The organism is Algoriphagus aquaeductus (genome assembly GCF_003253485.1).
In the GTDB taxonomy this organism is placed as follows: domain Bacteria; phylum Bacteroidota; class Bacteroidia; order Cytophagales; family Cyclobacteriaceae; genus Algoriphagus; species Algoriphagus aquaeductus.
This window is the reverse complement of sequence record NZ_QKTX01000002.1, coordinates 42,287-66,206: the sequence shown is the minus strand read 5'-3', so window position 1 is coordinate 66,206 and position 23,920 is coordinate 42,287. Positions and strand designations below refer to the sequence as shown.

General features: G+C 44.2%; 19 protein-coding genes. 14 read left to right on the top strand and 5 right to left on the bottom strand.

Annotated elements, in window-relative coordinates:
- Window positions 1-473: 473 nt before the first annotated feature.
- The 3 genes from CLV31_RS02590 to CLV31_RS02580 all read left to right on the top strand — a co-directional run bounded on the left by CLV31_RS02590 (window position 474) and on the right by CLV31_RS02580 (window position 5,538).
- Window positions 474-3,548 carry a SusC/RagA family TonB-linked outer membrane protein gene (locus CLV31_RS02590; RefSeq protein ID WP_111391325.1) on the top strand — a complete coding sequence of 1,025 codons (3,075 nt, stop codon included), beginning with the start codon at window positions 474-476 and terminating at the stop codon, window positions 3,546-3,548.
- 25 nt (window positions 3,549-3,573) lie between these two features.
- The gene (locus CLV31_RS02585; RefSeq protein ID WP_245943305.1) at window positions 3,574-5,118 is read left to right on the top strand and encodes a RagB/SusD family nutrient uptake outer membrane protein; all 1,545 of its coding nucleotides are present in this window, start codon (window positions 3,574-3,576) and stop codon (window positions 5,116-5,118) included.
- 105 nt (window positions 5,119-5,223) lie between these two features.
- A complete protein-coding gene (locus CLV31_RS02580) occupies window positions 5,224-5,538 on the top strand; it encodes a DUF202 domain-containing protein (RefSeq protein ID WP_111391324.1) in 315 nt (104 codons plus the stop codon).
- A 327-nt stretch (window positions 5,539-5,865) separates the two neighbouring features.
- Here CLV31_RS02580 and CLV31_RS02575 read toward each other — a convergent pair whose 3' ends face one another.
- Entirely contained in the window at window positions 5,866-7,116 is a 1,251-nt protein-coding gene (locus CLV31_RS02575; protein WP_111391323.1) for an Ig-like domain-containing protein, read from the bottom strand.
- Between the two features lie 1,202 nt (window positions 7,117-8,318).
- Here CLV31_RS02575 and CLV31_RS02565 point away from each other — a divergent pair.
- A complete protein-coding gene (locus CLV31_RS02565; RefSeq protein ID WP_111391321.1) occupies window positions 8,319-9,704 on the top strand; it encodes a S8 family serine peptidase in 1,386 nt (461 codons plus the stop codon).
- Between the two features lie 73 nt (window positions 9,705-9,777).
- Here the strand turns inward: CLV31_RS02565 and CLV31_RS02560 are convergent, their stop codons facing one another.
- Complete coding sequence (locus CLV31_RS02560; RefSeq protein ID WP_111391320.1) at window positions 9,778-10,944, bottom strand: immunoglobulin domain-containing protein; 1,167 nt, start codon at window positions 10,942-10,944, stop codon at window positions 9,778-9,780.
- A 453-nt stretch (window positions 10,945-11,397) separates the two neighbouring features.
- Here CLV31_RS02560 and crtD point away from each other — a divergent pair, with 453 nt between their 5' ends.
- The gene (gene crtD, locus CLV31_RS02555) at window positions 11,398-12,864 is read left to right on the top strand and encodes a 1-hydroxycarotenoid 3,4-desaturase CrtD (protein ID WP_111391319.1); all 1,467 of its coding nucleotides are present in this window, start codon (window positions 11,398-11,400) and stop codon (window positions 12,862-12,864) included.
- 735 nt (window positions 12,865-13,599) lie between these two features.
- Here crtD and CLV31_RS02550 read toward each other — a convergent pair.
- Window positions 13,600-14,022: a nucleoside-diphosphate kinase gene (locus CLV31_RS02550; protein WP_111391318.1), complete on the bottom strand. Its 423-nt coding sequence runs from the start codon at window positions 14,020-14,022 to the stop codon at window positions 13,600-13,602.
- Between the two features lie 186 nt (window positions 14,023-14,208).
- Between CLV31_RS02550 and CLV31_RS02540 the strand changes: the two genes are divergently transcribed.
- The 4 genes from CLV31_RS02540 to CLV31_RS02525 all read left to right on the top strand — a co-directional run bounded on the left by CLV31_RS02540 (window position 14,209) and on the right by CLV31_RS02525 (window position 17,554).
- Window positions 14,209-15,243 carry a DHH family phosphoesterase gene (locus CLV31_RS02540; protein ID WP_111391316.1) on the top strand — a complete coding sequence of 345 codons (1,035 nt, stop codon included), beginning with the start codon at window positions 14,209-14,211 and terminating at the stop codon, window positions 15,241-15,243.
- 234 nt (window positions 15,244-15,477) lie between these two features.
- Window positions 15,478-16,404, top strand: coding sequence for an FKBP-type peptidyl-prolyl cis-trans isomerase (locus CLV31_RS02535; protein ID WP_111391315.1), 927 nt, complete (start codon window positions 15,478-15,480; stop codon window positions 16,402-16,404).
- 38 nt (window positions 16,405-16,442) lie between these two features.
- Entirely contained in the window at window positions 16,443-17,003 is a 561-nt protein-coding gene (locus CLV31_RS02530) for an FKBP-type peptidyl-prolyl cis-trans isomerase (RefSeq protein ID WP_245943304.1), read from the top strand.
- Window positions 17,000-17,554: an FKBP-type peptidyl-prolyl cis-trans isomerase gene (locus CLV31_RS02525; RefSeq protein WP_111391313.1), complete on the top strand. Its 555-nt coding sequence runs from the start codon at window positions 17,000-17,002 to the stop codon at window positions 17,552-17,554. The genes CLV31_RS02530 and CLV31_RS02525 overlap by 4 nt, the downstream gene beginning before the upstream one ends.
- Before the next feature lie 10 nt (window positions 17,555-17,564).
- Here the strand turns inward: CLV31_RS02525 and CLV31_RS02520 are convergent, their stop codons facing one another.
- A complete protein-coding gene (locus CLV31_RS02520; RefSeq protein WP_111391312.1) occupies window positions 17,565-18,161 on the bottom strand; it encodes a methyltransferase family protein in 597 nt (198 codons plus the stop codon).
- A gap of 33 nt (window positions 18,162-18,194) precedes the next feature.
- Between CLV31_RS02520 and CLV31_RS02515 the strand changes: the two genes are divergently transcribed.
- Together CLV31_RS02515 and deoC are read left to right on the top strand one after the other, a co-directional pair.
- Window positions 18,195-19,421: an NAD(P)-dependent oxidoreductase gene (locus tag CLV31_RS02515; RefSeq protein WP_111391311.1), complete on the top strand. Its 1,227-nt coding sequence runs from the start codon at window positions 18,195-18,197 to the stop codon at window positions 19,419-19,421.
- Window positions 19,414-20,079 (top strand): deoxyribose-phosphate aldolase, encoded by a 666-nt coding sequence (deoC, locus tag CLV31_RS02510; RefSeq protein ID WP_111391310.1) that lies wholly within the window; start codon window positions 19,414-19,416, stop codon window positions 20,077-20,079. Before CLV31_RS02515 ends, deoC begins: the two co-directional genes overlap by 8 nt.
- Here the strand turns inward: deoC and CLV31_RS02505 are convergent.
- Window positions 20,076-21,236 (bottom strand): Na/Pi symporter, encoded by a 1,161-nt coding sequence (locus tag CLV31_RS02505; protein WP_245943303.1) that lies wholly within the window; start codon window positions 21,234-21,236, stop codon window positions 20,076-20,078. The genes deoC and CLV31_RS02505 overlap by 4 nt on opposite strands.
- 173 nt (window positions 21,237-21,409) lie before the next feature.
- Here CLV31_RS02505 and CLV31_RS02500 point away from each other — a divergent pair, with 173 nt between their 5' ends.
- The 3 genes from CLV31_RS02500 (at window position 21,410) to CLV31_RS02490 (ending at window position 23,710) form a co-directional block, all read left to right on the top strand.
- On the top strand, window positions 21,410-22,546 hold the full coding sequence (locus CLV31_RS02500; RefSeq protein WP_111391309.1) for a hypothetical protein: 1,137 nt from the start codon (window positions 21,410-21,412) through the stop codon (window positions 22,544-22,546).
- 12 nt (window positions 22,547-22,558) lie between these two features.
- The gene (locus CLV31_RS02495) at window positions 22,559-23,002 is read left to right on the top strand and encodes a nucleoside deaminase (RefSeq protein WP_111391308.1); all 444 of its coding nucleotides are present in this window, start codon (window positions 22,559-22,561) and stop codon (window positions 23,000-23,002) included.
- A 102-nt stretch (window positions 23,003-23,104) separates the two neighbouring features.
- Complete coding sequence (locus tag CLV31_RS02490; RefSeq protein WP_111391307.1) at window positions 23,105-23,710, top strand: superoxide dismutase; 606 nt, start codon at window positions 23,105-23,107, stop codon at window positions 23,708-23,710.
- Window positions 23,711-23,920 lie beyond the last annotated feature (210 nt).

The following is a 23,920-nucleotide window of genomic DNA, read 5'->3' as shown; positions in this document are numbered from 1 at the left end:
TTTTCGATTTGAACCAAAAAATGAACATTTTTTCAAAAAAATATGCCCTAAAGGAAATTTTGAGTATTTAAGATTTAATAAGAAAAGATTTTGAATCAGTTTTTCGGGTTTTGGTCCCGTGCCAAATTTTTGTTCGTTTTTTAAGGAATTATTAAGAAAATAAGAATAAAATCCTCAGAAATACATCCAGTGGTTAAGGTTAGCTATCTTTTGATTTCGATCACCAAAGAATAAAAGGAGGTTTTTGTCGCTCTTTTTGAAATTATCTTCTGAAAAACCGTCTATTCTTCAGTTTTTTTTAGAAAAGTTTGTTCCTCCTGTTCCCAAAACGAATTTAATTCTTCGTTTAATCTAATTGACGGAAATTAATTTCGATTGGGGTCTTTTCTGTAATCTTTTTACCATTTGTATCCTTCCATCATTTAAGTACATATTCGCTACTTGAAATGTTAAAATGTCTAAATAATCAACCTATGAAGAAAGTTTTATTAGGTTTTGCGCTCAGCTTCCTGACCATCGTGTCAGTTCTCGCGCAATCTAAAACGATCACTGGTAGGGTGACTTCTTCCGAAGAACCGGAAGGTGTGCCTGGCGCCAGCGTAGTAGTAAAAGGTACTACTCAGGGAACCGTAACCGATCTGGATGGATCTTATTCCATCTCTGTCCCTGCAGATGCAAATGTTCTTGTATTCAGCTTTGTCGGATACTTGACCAAAGAGGTGAACATCGGTTCATCTACCACGATCAATGTGCAGCTTGATCCGGATGTAAAACTGTTGAGCGAAATTGTCGTGACGGGTTATGGTACTCAGGAAAGAAGAGACATCACCGGTTCGGTAGCTTCCATCAACAACACGGCCATTGAAAACTTGGTTGCTCCTTCCTTCGATTCGCAATTGGCAGGTAGAGCGGCAGGGGTTTCGGTAACTGTTCCAAACGGTATTTTGGGATCCAGACCGATCATCCGTATCCGTGGGGTAAACTCGCTTTCCGGTGGTGCAGATCCTCTGATCGTAATCGATGGGGTGCCTGTGGTAGACTCTGACCGTTCCGGTGCAGTAGCGTCCAACCCATTGGCCAACATCAACCCAGCGGATATCGAATCTTATGAAGTATTGAAAGACGGTTCGGCTACGGCCATCTACGGTTCTAGAGCTGCCAACGGAGTGATCTTGATCACCACCAAAAGAGGAAAGACCGGAAAAGCTCAGGTAAGCTACAACACCAGCTTTGGTGTGAATGAAGCAGTTAACCGGTTTGATCTGTTGACCGGTGATGAGTGGGTAGTAATTGCGAATGAAAAAAGAGCAAACGTCAATGCTTCCGCTTTGGCTAACCCGGGAGTAAACACCGACTGGCAAGATGCCGTGTTGAGATCCGGAAATACCCAACAGCACAACCTGTCTATCTCCGGTGGAACTGAATCTACCAAGTATTTCTTCTCTCTGGGATTCACCGATCAGGAGTCAGTAGTAAAAAGCAATGACTTGAAGCGTTATGCCTTCAGGTCAAACATCGATCACTCCATCTCTAAGAAGTTGAGAATCGGAAAGAGCCTTTCATATGCTTACACCGAAATCACCGGCTTGAACAACGGTGCAAACTCCCTTTCAGGAGCGATCTACAATGCAACGCGTGCTTTGCCAAACGTGCCGATCTACGATCCTGAGAATACGGCATTCAATGGATTTAATATCACCGCAAATGGTGCGACGACAGGTTTCGGTGCTAACCTTGCCGGTCCGGACAACAACATCCCTAACATCGCTTATGTATTGGCCAACAACTACTACAGAGGTAGAAACCACAGAATCTTGGGTAATGCCTACGTGGAATTGGATCTTGCCAAAGGCTTGACTGCAAGAACTCAAATCGGTATCGACTTGACCTTGGCAGATGACTTCACAACCCTTAGCCCAAAGCATGGTGACGGTAGAAGCTCCAATGGTTCTGTAACGATGGCATTCAACCCAGCTACCCGTTGGAACTGGCAGAACACCTTGAACTATCAGACCATCTTGGCTGAGAATCACAACATCAACGTGACCGCGGGTGTGGAATATCAGTACACCAATTTCTACAACTTCAGTGCTTCCGGTACGGACTTCTCTGATGAGTTTTTCCGATTGAGAAACTTGATTTCCAACTCTTACAACAACCAATTCTCCGGTGGTGGATTCTCTGAGCAAGGATTTGATTCGTATTTCGCAAGATTCAACTACAGCTTCAAAGGAAAATACCTCTTGTCATTTGCAGTAAGAAATGACGGGATCTCTCAATTGGCTACCGAAAACAGAAGAGGTACTTTCCCGGGTGGATCGATCGGATGGAGAGTTTCTGACGAGTCGTTTTTCAACTCTTCTTTGATCTCTGACTTCAAAGTAAGAGCATCCTATGCTGAAGTGGGTAACGTCAGCTTACCAGGTGGTTCATTCCCTTATGCCGGTGGTTTTGGTCCGGTACAGGCTGCTGCTGGTGCGGGTATCGGTTACACAAACGTAGCTAACGTGGCCCTTCAGTGGGAAACTTCCAAGAAGTTCAACGTTGGTTTGGATATGACCATCGGAAAAGTGACTGTTTCTGCGGATTACTTCAAAAACAACGTCGATGGTATCGTATTGAATGCGCCAACTGCTCCTTCTTTGGGTGTACCAGGCAACACCATCAGTCAGAACGTAGGTGCCATGTTCAACCAAGGTGTTGAATTGCGTGCCTTGGCCAATGTGATTAATAATGGCAAGTTCTCTTGGAACACTGACTTCAACTTCACTTGGATCCAAAACGAAGTGACCAACTTGGTTCAGCCATTGACCGGTACGTTCAACAGAACTGAAGTAGGTGGTCCGATTGCTCAATTGTATGGATTTAAGTGGGCGGGTGTGAACCCTGCCAACGGAAACGCGATGTACTACAGTGGTGACAACATCGTTCAGCTCGTAGGTGCAGCTACTTGGAGAGCTTTCGACCCTGCAAACCCCGCTGTTACTACTACTCCTGGAACTGCGCCTACTCAATTCTTCCTGGGAAATACACTGCCTAAGTATCAGGGCGGATGGTCAAACTCCTTCACCTATGGAAATTTTGACGCGGAAATCTTCGTCAGATATTCAGGTGGCAACTACATCATGAACGAGTCCCTGAGAGGTTTGATGGGTCTTGGATTCTCCAACAATCACAGAGAAATACTTAGTCGATGGACGGAAAGCGGTCAGGTAACTGATGTCCCAAGATTGTATGCCGGTCGTGATGCCAACACTTGGCAGACTTCTGCTTCCAACAGCAGATTCATCGAGAAAGGTGACTTCGTAAGAGTCCAAAACATCGTAGTGGGTTACAGAATTCCTGCTGCTACCTTGAATAATGCTTTCAATGGTGCAATCAGATCAGCTAGATTCTTTGCTCAGGTACAGAATCCGTTGATCTTCACCAAGTATTCCGGAATTGATCCTGAATCAAACCAATACAGCGGTCAGTTGAACTTTGGTGTGGACTGGAACGTGGCTCCGATCATCAGAACCTGGTCTGTGGGCCTTAATGTTGGATTCTAATTTTCAATCCTAAAATCGATCAACAATGAAAAATATATTTTCAAATAAAATAAAGTCAGTTTTGGTGGCATTGGCCATGGTAGGATTTACCTCCTCCTGCGATGTGACTGATCTGCAGCCAGCCAACATTATTCCTGATGCAGAGGCATTTGCCGATGCCAACCGGGTCAATGCAGCAGTGCTTGGTATCTATGAATCCGCCCAGCGTGGTTTTTACCTTGGTGCGGTACAAAGAGGATATCCTTTCGGTGCTGCTTCTACCCAGCAGGGTGATATGAGAGGAGAAGACATGTACAACGATCAGTTGTTCTATGAAATCACCTACATCAACGGATTCAATCCTCAGACGGCCAATAACAACGGTCAGTGGATCTCACTTTACCGAATGATCAACCGTGCCAACATTGTCATTGAAAATCTTGACGGTGCGGTTTCCAGAGGTGCGATTACACAAGCCGTAAGAGACCAGTTTATGGGTGAGGCACTTTTCTTGAGAGCTTTGGCTCACCATGAATTGGTGATCTATTTCTCGCGACCGTACTCTGACAATCCTTCTGCACCGGGTATTCCTTACAGAACCTTCGCTATCAATGACGTATCCAAAGTAGGTCCGGGTGAAGCGGTAGGAAGAGGAACTGTACAGAGCGTGTACGATCAGCTTTTGGCTGATTTGAATCAGGCAGAAACGCTCTTGGGTAATGGAACCAGCCCTTTCCGTGCAAACAAAGGCACTGCAATTGCTTTGAAAGCCAGAGTATTCCTGCACATGAAGCGTTGGTCTGATGTGATCACTGAATACAACAAAATCACCAGCCGATATGCAGTGACTGCCAATCCTTTGGCACCATTCCGAAGCGGTGGTACCAGCTCAGACAACGTATTTTCTTTCCAAAATACGCAGGCCTCTAACCCGGGTGTAAACGGTGCGCTTGCCAACATGTATGGTAATCCTAACTTGGGGGCACGTGGTCTGGTGAAAATAAGCCCATTGATCTGGAGAGCGACTTGGTGGCATCCGGAAGATACCCGTAGAAGTGTAAGAGGAGCTACAGACGGATTTGTAAGTCAAGGTCCTTTGGGAATCTTTACCAACAAGTACACCGATGCGGTGACCTTCTCCGATCCTTCGATCATCATCCGTTTCTCTGAAATCGTCCTGGCGGCAGCTGAAGCGAATGCAAGATTGGGTAATACGCAGGCTGCGGTGACTTTGCTGAACTCTGTTAGAAGCCGTGCGCTTCCTGCAACTGTACCCGCTTACACTGTTGCTGATTTTGCCAATGCTGACGCCTTGATTGATGCCATCATCAGAGAAACCAGAATTGAGTTCCTTGCTGAAGGAAGAAGATTCCCGAATATCCACCGTTTGTCCGGAGAAGGCAGAATGACCGGCATTCCGGCAAAAGCTACCTCCAGATCCATCACCGGATTGAACTTCTACACTACGAATGTGAACATCCCTACGGACCATTCGCTTCCGTATACCAGTCACCTGTTTATCTGGCCTATTCCATTGGAAGAAATCCTGACAAACGCCTCTGCACCTATTGAGCAGAACCCTGGGTATTAATTCGGGAAACCTTTATTTATCTAAAAGTCCGGTCTTCACAGGCCGGACTTTTTTTGTTGTTCCTATCAGAGATGGTTAATTTGGATTTTCATCCAATTTTTGATTATGTCCAAACTCGAAAAAACCATCAACCGGGATTTGATTCTGAGGGAGAATCTTGCCCTTCAACGGACCATTCTAGCCAATCAGACCACCTTTTTATCTTTTTTACGCACCTCGATGTATTTTTTGGTGGGCGGCTTGGGGATCAAAAATCTCCTTCAGGTCGAAGGAAGTATTTATTATCAGGTGATTTTCTACACCATTGCTATCGTGATTCTGGTATTTGGAACAGTGAATTATGTGAGGCAAAAGCGAAAAATCGAAGAAAGCCGGATGCATGTGGGAAATTATAAGATGGAGTATGAGAAAGAAGGGTGACTTGTTTTGAATAAGGGTTTTTAGGGGTTTGATTTTTATGAATACAAATCCTGTGACAGGGCCTCGGGATTTCTATTCCCGGTATACGGATATTGACCTCGAAGGGGTCACAGGTTTCTAGAGAGTTGATTGGAGGGAGATAGATTCGACCCCATCGGGGTCGTAGGGTACGGGATAATCTTTTGCTATAGACATGCAATCCCTTCGGGATTGGGCTTGAATCCTTTTTTGGGTTAGGATGACAAATCGCGAGGAACAGAAAAATAAGGACAAAAAAAATCCCCCGAGGCGGTCGGGGGATTAAAGAGAGTATTTATTTGATTAGTATTATTTTGTAGGACAACCTGAAAAGACAAGGTTATCTAAACCATGTTTTAAGGAATATGGACCTTCATTTTCCGGGGTATTTGGATCATCTACCAAAGTAACTCCATTGATAGCTTTAACCTCAGTACTAGTCCAAATAATGGCCTTACCGTCATTTGCAGTGCTTGGTCCGCAATCAGCAGCAAATTTGAAAGCAAAGGTTGTTGGTGATTCTTTTGAACAGCTTACAGACCCGGTCCATGTTAAATTAGTTCCATTACCACCAACTAGATAAGCTTTACCATCGGCACCATAATAAGTGGTTCCTGTAGCTTGTTCAATTTTAGCTTGGGGTAAAGTAAAGGTCAAAGTTACCAATGCTGCCTCTTTGTAATTGTAAGAGAAGACTATATCCAAATTTTGATTTGTGGCCACATAGGAAAAGGATTCAGCATCACAACCTACAACACACTTCTTTACTTCCACCACCGAAGGACCTCCTATGCTGGCCTTGTAACCATTCGTATTGCTTGGCACATATCGAGCGGAGAAAGAGAAAGATCCTGCAGTAGTCCATGGACCGGAGTAGGTGACAGATTTATTTTCGGCGGTTACAGCTGCATCGGCAACAACCACATTACTTGCATTCAAAATTTCAATAGTTCCGCCTGTGAAGTTTCCATCAGCAGCTACAGAAGCAGTAAGTGTAAAAGATTCACCCTCGCAGATTTCTGCTTCAGTTCCAGCCGAAAGAGTGGTTTCAGTACAGATTCCAATTAGATTGTAGCTAGTCGGAATTATCACAGCTTGCCCACTGCCTTGACCCGAGCAACCATTTCTGCCTACCCAAAAATTTTGAGCTTTTTGATCACCATGTTTCCAATTGCTCAAAGGTACTTTGTATTGGTTTCCTTCGAGTGTGATTTCTGATCCGTTAAAATCAGTCAGTTTAATACAATTATAAGTTCCGCTAAACTCATAAATGATATGGTTCAATGTATTATAAACTTTAATGGAAGCGCTGAAATTTGAATTGTAGTTACCGGTAAAGGTTTGGGCAAACGCAGCTCCTGAATTATCGTCAATGCAAGGGGCATCACTTATCGCAAGATTTTCTCCACCCATCCCAAAAGGACTCAGGTTGAACCCCGCCTTAGCTGAAGCTTGTTCATTCATCAAGTCAGCTGTCTCATAGGTAGCCGTTTGGCTACAAGCACCCAGAATCAACCCCGCCAGGGCCAATCCCAAAAGATTTGTTTTAAAAGTTCTCATAAACTGTTTGGTTTTGATTTAAGACAAATATAAACGCATTTAAATAGTATAAAAATGTATTTCAAATATGATAATGAATATTTGGTGTAATGAAATGCAGAAAATGGGAAAGGAAGTGATTGCCGGGGTAATTGGGATCGGGATGAATTCCTAGGGTTTCTTTGAGCGGTAGATTGTGGAGGTGAGTAGATATTATCTAGGTACTCAAGTTGATTTTCCTTGTTCAGAAACCCGTTGGCTTTAAGGTTGAACTTGGGCTTTAAAAAGAGGAAAAGAAAAATTTTAAGAAATGTCCAATGTGGTTCAAGCTTCTTCTTTTTTAATAAGGTGTATCCGCATGTTTGGACGTAACCGATTTAAATTTTGTTTTGAGGTTCCAAATAGGCGAATTTCCAAGGGCGCAGGGGGATTTTTCATAAACTAAAACTCTGATGTGGCGGGACTTTGATGTTTCGCCCTCCAGGGTTCAAGGCCAATCAATACGTTATTTTCCCTACACTTCGTACAGGGTCATGAATTGTTTGGCTCATTCGGAGCCAATTCACAGGAATTACAAATTTGATAATGCTTTCAACTTCATACTAGAAGGAAAGCGGATAATCTTATCTTAATTTTTGGATATAGGGAACTTTGTGAGTAGCCAAGTTAGAAGTTCAAATGAACTAGAAAATCCCAATTCATGGAATTCTTCGGTCTTCCGTATATGGTCTTCCAGCCTAAAATGAGGGGAATATTCGTCTACTGGCAAAATAGTGTATAATCAGATTTCAATTTAACTTCCTTTCCGGAAAATGAATCAACTCTTTTCTTATTGGTTAACTGCCTCGTTGCTAATAGATCAAGTTTGTTTTCAGAGTGAGGTTAAGGATAAGCTGAATTTTTGGTTAAACTTTTCATCACAGAATTTGGCCAGTTTGCACCATCAAATCTGCGAAACAAGAATTATAATTTGCTTTTAATATTATTTGCAAAATAAAATTCTTTTTTGAGCCAGGTTCATCTTCTAGATTTGGGCACCAAACGGATTCTGAAATCAAGAATTTAAGTATTGCCCAATGAAAAATCTGAAAGTAATCCCGCAGACCCTGTCTGATCTTAGTCTTACGAAAGCCTCCCACCCGGGAGGCTTTTTTGTTGGGTGAAATTTCAAATTCATTTCTCTGTCTACAGAAATCAAAAAACTAATATTCAACGATTTAGCCATGAAAAATCACCTCAAACCAACCGCCACAATTCTGGCCTTGATGGCCGGATTGACGTGGTCCTGTCAGGACATCCATGAATCTACCCCCGTTGCTTTGGAGCAAGATCTGGTTACGCATTTCACGCAACGCATTCCCAACGAGTACATCATTCGTCTCAAACCCAATGAGATCAATTTTAGAAAGTCGGGAGATTATGCAGCAAATCAAGCCGCTATGCGAAAGTATTCCGAGTCTTTACTAGCCAGCCATCGTGTCGCTCCTTCTCAGATTCGGATGACGTATAGTGCTGCTATTGATGGGTTCGCAGCACATCTAAGTGAAGAACAAGTCAATTCTCTTCGAAAAGACTCCCGTATCCTTATCATCGAAGAGGATGAATGGATACACCTGGACGGAGCTGCCTCGAAAGGGGGAGGAAAGGGAGGAACTACGACCAAAGGACCAAAATCCTATCCAACCGAACCAGCGCCTACCGAGCCAACTCCAACTGAACCGTCTGAGCCAACTCCAACCGAACCTGAACCAAGTCAGCCCACGCCTTCGGATCCTACACCTAGCCCTGAGCCTTCTCCTTCAATTGATTATGGTCCGGAGACTTCAGATCCCAATCAGGAGGTGCCTTGGGGTATCCAAAGAATTGGTGGGTTCTCTACCTATAAGGGAACCAATGTTGCTTTTGTAATTGATTCAGGGATTGATTTGGACCATCCTGATTTAAATGTCTTGGCAAGCCTGGGATTTAGGGCCGTCACCGATGATATCAGTACCACTTTGGATGATGAAAACAGCCACGGTACCCATGTAGCCGGAACAATTGCCGCTATCAACAATAATTTTGGCGTAGTTGGTGTAGCAGCTGGAGCACCTGTGGTACCGGTCAAGGTCTTGGGACCGACAGGTAGTGGAAAAAAATCTTGGTCAATTGCAGGAATAGATTACGTTGCTGGTGTAGGGAAGCCCGGAGATGTGGCCAACCTAAGCTTGGGCGGTTCTCCAAGCACGATCCAAGATGAGGCGGTGCTCAATGCAGCAGCCAAAGGGATTTTTATGGTGATTGCAGCGATGAACAACGCTGACCTCGCCAGCAATTATTCTCCGGCAAGAGTAAACGGGACTAATGTTTTCACTATTTCTTCCATGGATAGCAATGGGGCCTTGTCTTCCTTTTCCAACTATGGAAATCCACCTGTTGATTATGCCGCTCCGGGACGTAGTGTTCGCTCTACGATGCCGGGTGGAGGTTACGGTTCAAAAAGCGGAACTTCCATGGCAACACCTCATGTATCAGGGATACTATTGTTGAAAGGGGTTCGTACCAATGGGTTTATCACCGGAGACAAGGATAGTCAACCGGATCCGATCGCCTATCGAGCCGATCGATAATATTTTGGACAACAACTAAAAAAGCCCCGGAGCAGATCACTCCGGGGCTTTTGACATTATGATGGACTAATTTTTATTCAGTTTCACACTCTTTGGTCAGATCCAAGTGAATGACATAATACCTAGATCCGTCTCCTGAAAATGTAAGGCTGGAGCCTTTGTACAAGGTAAACAAACCGGAAGCTGGTCTACTACCTGGAAGAGTTGAATAGCCTTGGGCTTTTACCGGATCAGAAACATCCTGTAGAGACCAAGATCCCAAGTCGATGGTAAACATTCCAGTGCCTGAGTCATAGCTTACAGCTCCATCAGTAAGTTCTTGACCGGCATAGATGGCTTGACTCGCAGGTCCCTGAGTATCAAAATAGAACCACCAAGCTGATCCATCTCCTTCTGAATTGCCTCCATATCCAGTTTCTTCTCCGCAGGTATCCGGATCATCGTCTCCTCCGCCGTCATCATCACCGCAATCCTCCAAAGTTAAGGTGATTGGCGTTCTGGTTTCGCTTTCACAACCATCGAATAGAAGGGATGCAGCCCAGTAAGTCACACTACCAACTACATTTAAACTTGGATCTTCTACAACATTACCTCCAAACTCATCGTTATACCATATGACTGTTGCACCATCGGGAGCATCCGCAGTAGCAGTCAATGGTCCATTTTCAAGACAATCGGACTGATTGTCTCCGGTAGGAGCATCTGGTGCTTCAGTTAGGTTGTAGCAGAAGGTCAAGTTACTTAGCCCTGCTACAGTTGGTTTTTTACCTCCGGTCATGGGAGGAGTCAGACCAGTATCACCGGTTACTCCTGGTCCATACTTGTAGATATGGGAGGAGTTGCTTCCCTTGACGATCACTGCGATATTTTCCAAGCAATAGCCTTCAGGAGCATCAAAGCTCCAACTCAGGGATTTTCCGTCAACAGATACATTCACGGTGAATCCCTCAGGCCAAGTCATTGAAAATGCGCCATCTTCATAGTTGTTTCTTCCAGAAGAAAACTCATAAATACCTGCATCAGCACAAGTGGCATTGCCCCCATTTCCACCTGTCCAAAGAATAGGTGTCAAAAGTGCCGAAGTGCTGATTCTTGCATTTTCAAGACCTGAAACAGCCATCTCATCATTCTGGTCAGATACCAGATCCGCGTCCTCAAATTGAGTACAGCTCACCATAAAAATCATAAGTACCAAGCTCCATAACCCGATGGAGAAGTTGGTGAAAGTTTTTGTTTTCATATTCTTGAAAGATTTTCGGAAATCTAGAAATAAAAATGTATTTCAAATCAATAAAAAAGTCATACAAATCAAAAAATACCTATAAAATATTTGCATTTTTTACTATTTAATTACTTATAGTTTTTAATTGATCTGAATAGACAGTCGATTTAAAGATTCACTTTTATGTGTATTCGTATCATTGCGCGTTAGATTTTTCAAGGTCAATTAACTATTTGAAAAATCCCCCTAACCCCCTTGAAGGGGGAATCCCCCTGTTTTGATCCTTAAAGCCAATTTTAAATTGGTAACGTGCAAACCGGCGAATTCGCATATTCATTTTTTTGATCGAAAGATTTCAGGAGGAAGCAGACAATATTTCAGAAATCAAAACCAATGCGCCCAAATAGCAATTATCATTGTCTCGAAATTCACTTTTTTCATAAGAGAAAGTGATCTTTAAAAAAGGAAATCATGACTAAGCATTGCATCATCGTTGGGTCAGGGATAGCAGGTATCGCGGCTTCTATCCGAATGGCATTGAAGGGCTATCAGGTCCAAGTCTTTGAATCCAACGCCTATCCCGGGGGCAAACTTTCGGAAATCGAAATCCAAGGATATCGCTTCGACGCGGGACCCTCGCTCTTTACTTTGCCCGATCAGGTCGAAGAGCTTTTTTTGCTGGCGGGAAAAGATCCCAAAGAGCATTTTGAATACCAAAAGTTAGAAGTAGCCTGTCATTACTTTTGGGAAGACGGGAAGCAGATCAAAGCTTGGGCCGATCAAAATCGATTTGCTGAAGAGGTGGAGACCAAGCTGGGTGAATCCGGTACTACCATCCGGGCGGCCTTAAAGCGATCAGCCTTTATCTATGATCACTTGGCTCCGCTTTTTATGCACCGTTCCTTGCATCAATTGAGCACTTGGATTAGACCCCAAGCGCTGAAATCTTACCTCAAAATGGGAAAGCTTGGGATTTTTTCGACCATGAACAAGGCCAATGAAGCGCTCTTTGCCCAGCCCAAACTGGTGCAGCTCTTCAATCGCTACGCTACCTACAACGGTTCGGACCCTTATCAGACCCCGGCTACACTGAATATCATACCCCACCTGGAGTTCAACATCGGCGCCTTTTTCCCCAAGAAAGGAATGCATGAGATCACGCTCAGTCTCTATCGCTTGGCACTTTCCCTTGGGGTGACCTATCATTTCAACTCCTCCGTGGAAGAAATTCTGGTGGAAAAAGGAAAAGCGATCGGAGTCCAAGTTAAAGGCAAACCGGTCTGTGGAGAGGTAGTGATCAACAATATGGATATGGTCAATGCCTACAAGACCATCCTGAAAAAACAAAAACAGCCCAAAAAATTGCTGGAACAGCCCAAGTCCAGTTCTGCATTGATTTTTTATTGGGGGATCAACAAAGTCTTTCCCGAGCTGGACCTGCACAACATCCTCTTCTCGGACGATTACCGAGCAGAGTTTGAACATATTTTCAAAAAAGGGAGCATCTACCACGATCCCACGGTCTATATCAATATCACTTCGGTCTATAAGCAAGACGATGCGCCTCCGGGTTGTATGAACTGGTTTACCATGATCAATGTGCCCAACAATCAGGGCCAAGACTGGGATCAACTCATCACAGCGGCAAGAAAAAATATCATTGCCAAGATCAATCGAATCTTAAAAACGGACGTAGAACAGCTGATCGAAGTAGAACAAATTCTAGAACCGCGCACCATCGAGTATAGGACCTCTTCGGCGCAGGGGGCGCTTTACGGCAACAGTTCCAACAATAAGTTTGCGGCATTCCTTCGCCACGCCAACTATTCATCCGATATCAAAAACCTGTATTTCTGTGGAGGCAGTGTGCACCCGGGAGGTGGGATTCCGCTGTCCTTGCTATCGGCAAAGATTATGACGGAGATGGTGGGAGGCTAGGATGTAGGGGAGGGGTCAATTTTCAATGACCAAGCTCGATGGTCAAGGATCAAGGATGTTAAAGCTTGATCTCTGGTCATTGTCCATTGCCCTTTGATTTGAGAATTTCTATGTTCAAGGATCCCCTCCATTTTTACCTTGAAAATTGTTCATTGATCATTGTCCATTGCTTATTGAATCAATTTTCAATGACCAAACTCAATGGTCAAGTGAATCCATAAACCAAGCCTTGAAAATTGGTCAATGTCCATTGATAATTCAGAATTTCTATGATCAAGGCGCCCCTCCTATTTTGCCTTGAAAATTTGTCATTGCCCATTGCTTATTTAATCAATTTTCAATGACCAAACCCAATGGTCAAGTGAATCCATAAGCTAAGCCTTAAAAATTGGTCATTGCCCATTGAAAATTGGAAATTTCATTGACCAAGGCGCCCCTCCATTTTTACCTTGAAATTGTTCATTGATCATTGTCCATTGCTTATTGAATCTATTTTCAATGATCAAACTCAATGATCAAGTGAATCCATAAACCAAGCCTTGAAAATTGGTCAATGTCCATTGATAATTGAGAATATCTATGATATAAAGGCGCCCCTCCTTTTTTGCCTTGAAAATTGGTCATTGGTAATTGCCCATTGGTCATTGTCCATTGCCTCTAGCTACCTGCTGGCAGATACTAAAAAAGCCATCCAAAATTGCTTCTGGATGGCTTTGATTTGTGTTGTCTCTTGGATCAGATGACTCGCTCGTACTGATTGAAGAAGAAGCTGCCCTCGATGGCTGCGTTTTCGTCTGAGTCAGAACCGTGAACGGCATTGGCCTCAATGGATTTTGCGAAAATCTTGCGGATTGTACCTTCAGCAGCATTTGCAGGATTGGTAGCTCCGATCAGCGTACGGAAATCCTCTACGGCATTGTCTTTTTCCAAAATAGCAGCCACAATAGGACCGGAAGACATATACTTGCACAGATCTGCGTAGAAAGGTCTTTCATTGTGGACTTCGTAAAATTTGCCGGCCAGTTCCGGAGTCAATCGGGTAGCCTTCATCGCTACGATTTTGAAGCCTGCTTCTTCGATCATTTTCAGGATTGCGCCTGAGTTGCCAGCTTCAAAAGCATCCGGCTTGATCATGGTGAATGTTCTTTTTCCTGCCATGGGATTGGGATTTGCATTGGTTTATTTCGGCCGCAAAAATAGGAGATTTCGGCGTAGTATCGCCTATACCTTTGAGAATTCTCGGCTAGTCACTTCATTATCAGTCATCTTCATACTTTGGGATTTCTGGAAAATTTATGGACATTTGCAGCCTACTGGAGCCAAATGTGCCGCTGATTTGATCTAATGGAAGCTTTAGCTAAGTTTAAAAAGGAACTATCCTCACCCAAGAAAATATTCATCACTACTCATGTCAAGCCCGATGCAGATGCCTTGGGTTCTTCTTTGGGTCTGGCTAACTACCTGATCAAAAAGGGGCATGATGTCAGCGTGGTGACCCCAACTGATTATCCCTATTTTCTTACCTGGATGAAAGGAAATGATGAGGTGCTGGATTTTTCCAAAGCCTCAGATAAGCCTCTGGCCACCGCCAAATTGGAAGAGGCGGAGATGATCTTCTGTCTTGACTTTTCTGTTTTGAACAGGGTGAATGAACTGGGGGAAATGATCCGAAAGTCCAAGGCCTTTGTGGTGAATATTGACCATCACCAAGATCCTGAAGATTTTGCCGATTTCAGATTTTGGAGTACCAAAGCCGCGGCCACGTGTGAATTGGTGTATGAATTGATTGTGGAAATGGGCGACAAATCGCTTATCGACAAGGAAATTGCAGAATGCCTTTATGCCGGAATCATGACGGATACCGGAGGATTTCGTCACCCCAACACCACCAAAAATGTACATCTTGTCGTGGCAGAACTGATTGATATCGGGGCTGATTCGGCACAGATTTCCAATTTAATCTACGATTCCAATTCCGTCAATCGACTCAAATTTATAGGCTTTGCCATTACCAGACGATTGGTAGTGAGAGAAGACCTGCATACCGCGTATTTTGTGATCAGTAAAAAAGATCTTAAAAAATATCAAAGCCAAACCGGGGACACCGAAGGATTGGTGAATTATGCCCTATCTTTGGATGGGATCAAACTTGCAGCCTTGTTTTCAGAGCGTGAAGATGGAATCAAAATCTCATTCCGATCCAGCAGCGATGTAGCGGTCAATAAGTTTGCAGCGTCCTATTTCAGCGGAGGAGGTCATAAAAATGCTGCCGGTGGCAAATCTACCCAAAGTCTGAAAGATACGGTGGAGCGGTTTGAATCCTTGGTGACTCAATGTCAGGAGGAACTCTTCCATTCGGAATCCGTGACGGTAGACTAAATACCATGCAAATACATTTCAATATCAATCATCCAACAATCCAAAGAAAATTTTAAACAAGGGGAAGGACGAATCCAGGAATGCCTCACCCCTAGGCGTTGTTTCACTGGAAAAGTTACTTGACCTTTGCCTTCAAATCATTCTCCGATGAAATGCTACACAGCGAAACTTCTTGACGAAAGATGAATCGTTTTAGCCTTTTCATCTGACCTTAAAAATTCAATTAAAAAACCAATGAAAAATTACAAAAGCCTTGTGGCGCTGCTTACGCTTCTTACCGGAGTGAGTACACTTTCTTCCTGTCAAAAGTCCAAAGTGACTGAAAAAGACGGAATCGAATATACCTATATCAAAGAGGGTTCTGAGAAAGCTCCTAACGGAGACTTCCTTCTTTACAATTTGGAGATCACGACAGCAAGCGATTCGGTGATCTACAGCACCTTGACTCAGCCTTTTCCGGGCTACCTGATGGCCAATGATTCCATCTCTCCTCAAAACGGGATGGATGAAATATTCTTGAGCCTGAAAAAAGGAGATTCCATCAATTTCCAGGCAACTGCCAAGATCATTTTCAGCGGAAACCAGCCCGCTCCGATCAAAGACGAGGATATCATCAAAGTGAAGTTGGGAGCTTATGACATCAAGACTCAAGACGAAATGCAGGCCTTCTACGAGGAGGTGATGATGAAAGAGCAGGAAAAAAGTGCCGAAAGAGCCAAAACCCTGATTGTAGAAGAAGCGAAAACGATCGAGGCTTATGCAACAGAGAAAGGCCTGAACCTTCAAAAAACAGAAAATGGTCTGTATTACGTGATCGAAAAAGAGGGAACAGGGGAAGCCACTGCTCCAGGTACTACCCTGTATGTGAACTATGCAGGATACCTACTTGACGGTACCTTGTTTGATACCTCTTGGCCTGAAATCGCCAAGGCAAACAACATGTTCAATGAAGGACGTCCTTACGAGCCACTTCCGGTCAATGTAGGCATGGGTCAGGTGATCCCGGGATGGGACGAAGGACTTTTATTGCTGAAAAAAGGATCTAAGGCTAAATTCCTGATCCCTTCTCCTTTGGCTTATGGAGAAAATGGTGCAGGATCCATGATTCCGGCTAACTCCATTTTGATATTTGACGTAGAAGTCACCGACGTTCAGAAGTAATTCTGAGTATTGAACGATCTATAACTAAACCAAAACATATGAACTTCAGACTATTTGCTTTTGCAGCGTTGCTGATCGGGTCTGTTTCCATGTACTCTTGCATCGATCCTGACCAAACTCAGGAGGTGCTTTTGCAAAGAGACAAAGAGGCTATTGAAAAATACCTGCAGGAAAATTCCATTGCCAGCGTCAAAGAATACCAAGAGCCTATCGAAGGATTTTATATGTTTTGGCAAGTTTCGACCCAACAGGAGCGGAATGCGCTCTTGAGGGGAGATACCGTCCGGGTCAATTATACCGGCAGACTTTTGAACAATAAAATCTTTGACACCTCCCTTGAGCAGGTGGCAAGGGACAACAATATCTTTAACTCCGCCCGGAACTATCAGCCCCTCAGATTTCCGGTAGGGTATGGACTGACCATCTCCGGGTTTGAATTTGCCATTTCAATGATGCATCCGGGGGAGAAGGCTACCGTGATTTTCCCTTCTCGACTTGGCTACGGAAATCAGGCCAATGGTGAAATTCCGGCCAATTCTCCCTTAATATTTGAATTGGAGCTGTTGGAGGTAAAAAAAGGACCTAATCTCAATCCATGATGCGAAATCTGATTCCAATATTTATTCTTTTAGCCTTGATTTTGGGAAGCTCCTGCGAGCCCAACAATCCCTTTGACAGAGGTCCTGCCTATGATGAGGCGGGCAATTTGGCCATTGATCGAAGGAAGATCGATGCATTTCTGGACACTGCTCGGATCGATAGTATTAGCCGTATCCATGATCCATCTGGGGTGGTGGTGATTTTGCAGCGGGAAGGGGCAGGTTCCCGGCCGACCAACAACACCGTGGTCTATACTGACTACATCGGCAAGCTGATGGAAACAGGTTCTGTATTTGATACTTCTTTTGAAGATGTTGCTAGAGCAAATAATATCTTTCAGGAATCCAGAACGTACATGCCGTTTGCATTCATTCTTGGGTCAACTAGTGTTATTCAAGGTTGGGATTTTGCATTCAAGAGAATTAGACCCGCTTCCAAGGCTGTATTTATCATTCCTTCTCCTTACGCTTATCGGAATCAGGAAAATAATGACCGTATCCCCCCCAATTCAGTATTGATCTTTGAGATCGATTTCTTGGGAATTGATTAATAGAAAGGGCTTAGGCCCTTTTCTTTTTGAACAGGAATGGGAAAAACACCGGAACTTCCTCTTGATAAAGTCGGTAGGGTGCCCCAAATTTTTGAATAAGGTTCTTTTCTTCAAAGTAGATTCCGACCGGAAGGTATAGCACCAAACAGGCCCAATGGATCAGTGCACCGAGATGACCGGCTACTAAAAGATAGCCGGAAAAAACAAACAGTAATCCCAAATACAAAGGATGCCGGGTATGGGAATAAACCCCTGATACCTGTAAACTTTCCATTTGGTCAGAATTTTTCGGCGGGTAACCCAAAAAGAAAGGGAACGAAATGCTTTTCAACGAACGCGTGATCAGTACCACTCCAAGGGTAGCGATCATGTACCCGGAATACAGATGGATAGGACCTGGTAAAAACATGACCTGTCGAGGCAAAAAAAGCGCCTGTCCCAAAATTCCCAAAAAAAGCACGGTGGATAGAATACTGTAAAACAATCTGTACCATTTCATTCGGTCAGGCCAAGTTGCCTCCAAAAATCTTTTTAACTTGGAAGCAGTAAGGGTGGTGTGCAGCGAATAGAAAATCGCCCAACTCAAGATCATCATCAGAAAATGCATAACCCAAAACTAAACCCAGGACTTTAGATTTTTATGAAGATTGGCATCATTCGCGAAGGAAAAATTCCACCCGACAAGCGCACTCCCTTTATTCCCGCTCAATTGAGGGAACTTTCTGAAAAATATGGCGATCAGTTGACGTTTTTGGTGGAATCAAGTCCGATCCGGTCTTACACCGATCAGGAATATCTGGACGCCGGTATCGAGGTGGTCACCGATATTTCCAGAGCGGACATTTTGTTTGGCGTCAAAGAAGTGCCGGTGGACCAGTTGATTCCTGACAAGACCTATTTCTTTTTTTCCCATACCATCAAAAAGCAAGCAAAAAACAGAGCGCTCCTCAAGAATATTCTTCAAAAAAATATCCGATTACTGGATTATGAAGTCTTAAAAAATGAATCCGGAGAGCGTGTGGTGGCCTTTGGGCGCTGGGCGGGAATCGTAGGGGCCTACAATGCTTTCTGGACCTATGGGAAGAAAACTGGACTTTATGATCTCAGGCGTGCGGCCGAGTGCCATGATCTCCAGGACTTAAAATCTGAGTTGTCAAAAGTTTCCCTTCCTCCTGTGAAGATTGTAGTCACAGGATCCGGAAGGGTGGGCAAAGGGGTCGCTGAGGTTCTTGGTATTTTGAAAATCAAGCAGGTAGATACACAGGAATTTCTTCATTTTTATTTTGAAGAGCCGGTGTATGTGGTGCTGAGTTCCTCAGATTACAATCGGCGAAAGTCAGACGGTGGATACGACAGGGAAGAGTTTTATTCGTTTCCGGAACGGTACGAAAGCCATTTTTCCAAATTTGCCGAGGCGGGGGAGATACTCATTGCCTCAGCCTATTGGAATCCCGGAGCCCCCAGACTATTTGAATTAAAGGAGATCAGTTCGCCGGATTTTTCCCTCTCAGTGATCGCAGATGTCACCTGTGATGTGGACGGGTCTATTCCGACTACCTTTCGGGCTTCCACGATTCAGGATCCGGTCTATGATGTGGATCGGGACTCGGGCGAAGAGCTCCCGGCATTTGGCAAGCAAACCAGTATTTCGGTAATGGCGATTGATAATTTGCCCTGTGAGCTGCCGCGGGAGTCGAGTGCAGAGTTTGGTCGTCAACTCAGCGAATGGGTCATTCCTGCGCTTTTGGAGGAGTACTCCCCGATTTTGGAAAGAGCCACCATAGCCAGAGATGGAGATTTGACTTTAGAATACATGTATCTAACCGATTTTGTAAACCAAACCGATATTCCCAATTCCCATGAATAATTTCAACCGATTTTTGGAATCTACACTTCTTAAACCCACCATGACTGACCGGGAATTGGATGTGTTGGTCAGAGACGCGATCGAGGAGCAGTTTGTCGGTGTCTGTGTCCCTTCATTTTGGGTAAAAAAGGTCAAAAGAGACCTGAAAGAAGAAAATGTTCAGGTGGTCACCGTTATTGGCTTTCCTTTCGGTTTTGAGGATACTGCGACCAAAGTTGCCGAAACCCGTGAGGCCATCAGAAACGGAGCTGATGAATTGGACTTAGTCTGGTCACAGACCGCATTTCACTCGGGAATGAACTGGCCAAAAATCGAAATTGTCCAGATTGCAAAGATCTGTCATGAAGAAGAGCGGATTCTAAAAGTCATTATCGAAACCGCCTATCTGAGTACTGAGCAAATCAGAGAAGCGTGTATGATCTGTCAGGAAGCAGGAGCGGACTTTGTCAAGACTTCCACCGGCTATGCCCCAACAGGGGCCAAGGTGCAGGATATAGTCCTGATGCGAGAGGTCTTACCTTCGGCAGTTGGCATTAAAGCCAGTGGAGGGATCAAAACTTTAGATTTTGCCCAGGAATTGATCCGGGCTGGGGCCGATCGGATTGGGACCAGTTCGGCCAAAGCCTTGATGGACGCCTGGAGAAAAACCCAATCCTAGTCTTTGGAGAGGTAGATCAACAGAAACGGGATAATGAAGAAGGTCAACAGGATGTAGGCAAATCCAAATACCCTGTTTTGAAGAGAGGTTTTGCCCATGTAGTTGGCGATCAGAACCGGTATTTTTCTGATTTCAGGAAAGGGCAAAAAAATCAGGGCACCAATGCTGTTGAACAAAATGTGCACAATGGCCAAGGCGATGGCAGCCTCAGACTTGTAAATCGAGGCAATTACCGCGGTGATGGTAGTTCCGATATTTGCTCCAATGATAAATGGGAAAGCTTTGGCCAGCGTTACTTTTTTATTGGCAACCAGTGGTACGACCAAGGAAGTGGTCACTGTGCTTGACTGTACTGCTGCGGTAAAGAAGATCCCATAGAAAAATGCCAATCCAGTCTTTCGAAAAATCAGTTTGTTGATATCCTCAAAAGAGTCTTTGACAAAAGACTTATACATGGCTGTAGAAAGGACTTTGATGGCCAGAAAAACCAAAAATACGGATAGGATCATGGTCAAAAAAGGGATATTGATCTGATCTACTATCCAGTCGGTGGCAGTCCGGGTAAATATCCGGTTGTAGACTAAGGGGCCTTCAAATGCATTGTCCGAGGCAAAAAGGCCGGCAATTTTTTCAGCTAATCCGGAAAGAAACCCAAAATAGAGCTCCATTGGGAAAAGAATAATTACCGATAGGATATTGAATACATCGTGTGAAATCCCGGCAGAAAGCGCTCTTCGAAACTCCTTCTTGTTCATGATATACGACAGCGAGACTAGGGTCGAAGTGAGCGTAGTTCCGATATTGGCTCCCAAGACAATGGGAACCGCCTGCTGAAGCGTAAGATTGCCTGAAGCCACAATGGCGACCACGCTGGCGGTCACAGTAGAACTGCTTTGAATCAATGCAGTCACCAATAGTCCTATGAATAGGCTGATAAAGGGGTTTTTGGTGGCTTGCAGGATCTCAAGTGCTGCTCCACTATTGATACTGCCCATGGCCACCGTGAGGAGATCTATGGCAAAAATGAAAAGAAGCAAGGCTAAAAAGACCTGCACATATTTCAGATATTTGCCAAAAGAAGACGGTTTTTGCTCTTCCAAACTCTCCATGGGGGTATTTCTATGATTAGCGGATAGTGGATTTTGGAAAGGGAGCATTCCCGATTCAAAATTTTAATAAGAGTTTAGGGCAAAAGTTGAAATTTTTTTGCGAAAAGCAAGTCAAATCAGGCTTTCAAAAGAAGGTTTTGTTCTTAGTTAACAATTTGTTAACATACGTTGCGGAATATCTTAATTAATTTTGTCCACGATTTCCCACCCACACCAACACTATGGCCAAGAAAAAGCCAATTGACCAGAATATCAATCAGGAAAAACTCTCCAAAAAGACCTACTCCCTGTTTGATTTTACCAAAAGTGAAAGACCCTTTCTCATTACCATCTGTATCCTGATTTCAGTGGCAGGGTTGATCACCCCTTACACCTATGCTGCGATGTGGTTTGGGTTTGCGTTAGCTGCCTATTCCGCCATTGCCAATGACAGTATTCAGACCATCGGTACCTTTATCGCTTCCAACAGCACCCGACCTTGGTGGTTACTTTGGCTGTTTATGGGTGTGATTTGGGTGGGGACGGTGACCTACAGCTGGTATACCTTTGGAGGCGATGTGAGCTATGAGCGATTGAGTGTTCCAGGATTGGAAAAAGCTCCCGAAAGCTTCGTCTTCCTGCAGCTGGCTGCGCCAATTGTTTTGCTGGTCTTGACTCGCATGCGAATGCCGGTGTCTACCACCTTTTTGTTACTCAATGTATTTACCTACAAGGCTGGAACCATCCTGGATGTGATGTTCAAAAGCTTCGTGGGATATGTTTTGGCATTCGTACTGGCCATCATTGTTTGGTTTATTCTGGAGCGATTTGTCAAAAATTACCTTAAGGGACAGCCGAGACCTTATTGGATATTTCTTCAATGGATTACTTCCGGTGTACTATGGGCAGTTTGGATCATGCAGGATGCAGCCAATATCGCCGTCTTCCTTCCGCGGCAGCTTGATGGTGTAGAATTTTCGGTCTATGCGGGATTTGTATTCTTGGGATTGGGTTTCCTTTTTTATCTCAAAGGAGACAAAATCCAACAGATCGTCAACGAGAAGTCCAATGTGACCGACGTGAGGGCTGCGACTATTGTGGATTTGGTCTATGCGGTGATTTTGTTCTACTTCAAAATTCACTCCAAAGTACCGATGAGTACGACTTGGGTGTTTATCGGTTTATTGGCAGGCCGTGAATTGGCCATTGCAATAGGTAAGCACGGGAAAGCTAAAAAACGCAATGCATGGTTGGTGCGGGCATTCAGATTGGCAAGAAAAGATGTATTTAAAGCCTTGATAGGATTGATTGTTTCCCTTATACTCGCCATTATTATCAATAAGGGAGTGCGTGAGGAGATCTTTGCGTTCTTTCAATAAAGCTTTTATTTCTTGGACATTTTCACCCACGAGTATTTCATGAATGAGGCCTTGAAACAGGCCAAAATCGCCTTTGAGGAAGGAGAAATACCCGTGGGTGCTGTCATTGTATCCAAAAACAGAATCATCGCCAGGGCTTACAATCAGACGGAAAAACTAAATGATGTCACTGCCCATGCAGAGATCCTGGCGATTACAGCCGCCGAGAATTACCTAGGCGCCAAATACTTGGTGGATTGTAAGCTCTATGTGACTCTTGAGCCCTGTCCGATGTGTGCAGGAGCTCTATACTGGTCACAGATCTGTGAAGTTCACTATGGCGCATCAGATCCCAAGCGGGGCTTCCATCAATGCAATCCCCACATGCTTCATCCCAAAACCAAAGTCTCATCCGGATTGATGGAAAAACAGTCGGAAGATCTGGTTCTTGAATTTTTTAAAAAGCTCAGGGAATAAGTCTTTTTTGAAGGTTTAGAACCTTTTTTTGGAAAGTCTGGTTGAGTAGGCGTAGTTTAAAGACACGATTTTAACTTCATGTTTAACTAAAACCCGATACATATGGCTTTTCAACTCCCTTCACTTCCTTATGCTTTTGATGCATTGGAGCCTCACATTGATGCCAGAACCATGGAAATCCACCATGGCAAGCACCACAATGCCTACGTAACCAACCTCAACAATGCTATTGCAGGCACGGACCTGGAAGGCAAAACTCTTGAGGAACTGATGAAAGTGGCAGGATCCAATACTGCAGTGAGAAACAATGGCGGAGGTCACTGGAATCATTCACTTTTCTGGCAAATTCTTTCTCCTAATGGGGGAGGCGCTCCTACCGGAGAGCTAGCCGCGGCAATAGATGCAAAATTTGGATCATTTGATGCGTTCAAAGAAACATTCAACAAAGCAGCAGCTACCCGATTCGGTTCAGGTTGGGCTTGGCTTTGCGTAGACACCAAAAAAGAACTTTGTGTTTGCTCTTCTCCCAATCAGGACAACCCATTAATGGATGTTTCGGATTGCCCTGGAACACCAATTCTTGGATTGGACGTATGGGAACATGCCTACTACCTCCACTATCAAAACCGCAGACCGGATTACATCTCTGCTTTCTGGAATGTGATCAATTGGGATGAGGTCAGCAAGCGGTATGCAGCTGCGAAGTAAATCCAAGATCACAAATTGATTCTAATCCCGGGCCTGACAGTCCGGGATTTTTTTGTCCTATACCGAATAATATACTGTACGGTATTGATACAATGAATTGGCGTTGGCAGATGCGAATCCTCTATTTTGGCGATTTTAGGCCGTTTTTTTTCATTGGCACTTCATTTTCCTATAGAGTGGCACGGACAATTTAACTAAACCAACCTACCC